This is a genomic window from Mesotoga sp. HF07.pep.5.2.highcov (assembly GCF_003666285.1).
In the GTDB taxonomy this organism is placed as follows: domain Bacteria; phylum Thermotogota; class Thermotogae; order Petrotogales; family Kosmotogaceae; genus Mesotoga; species Mesotoga prima.
Window position 1 is genome coordinate 1 of record NZ_JFHJ01000458.1, and the last position, 679, is coordinate 679.

Annotated in this window: 1 protein-coding gene; it reads left to right on the forward strand. The window is 45.5% G+C overall.

Annotated elements, in window-relative coordinates:
* On the forward strand, nt 1–466 hold a 466-nt coding region (locus BG32_RS09670), incomplete at its 5' end, for a M48 family metalloprotease (RefSeq protein ID WP_147434916.1).
* Nucleotides 467–679 lie beyond the last annotated feature (213 nt).

Here is a 679-nt window from a genome sequence, read left to right on the forward strand (position 1 = left end):
CTTTCGGGCTTTGATTGCTCATCTTAGATTTGGAGCGATCAGTGCTACGTCAAGGACAAAACGTTCCTCAAAGAAAAATGACAATTCGGCGCTTGCGATAATCGCCTTTCTTGCCGCGGTCGCAGGATTAGGAGCGTTATTCTCGTTCATAGGAAGGCTTTCTCTCCTCGCGGTATCTAGAACGAGGGAGTACTTTGCAGATGCGCGGGCCGTTGAGCTGACCAGAAATCCCTTGGGACTTTCCAGAGCTTTGAGAAAGATCGTTACCAATTCTGCGAAGCTTCAAACCGCCAATGTAGCAACAGCTCATCTGTTTATCTCCGATCCTTTGAAGAGAAGGATAAACAACAAGAGTTCCTTTTTTGCGTCTTTGTGGAGTACACATCCGCCTATCGCAATGAGAATTTCAATCCTTGAAAACAGATCTTTGAAAGAGATAGAGGATGAACTCTCCGACTACATCTGACCGTACATGACTCTCCAATGAATTCACTCAAGCGATGAGTTAGAGGAAACGAACCTGTAACTTGACAATAGGAAGTGGTACTGGTAGTATAGGAATTGCTGACGCGAAGTTAGCGTTAGCGGGGAAGGCGAGCGAGGAGAAAGGGTCATTGAAAAATGGATAGCAATCCAGCGAGTTTCAAAAAAATGAGTCATGGATGGAGGGTTTGATCCT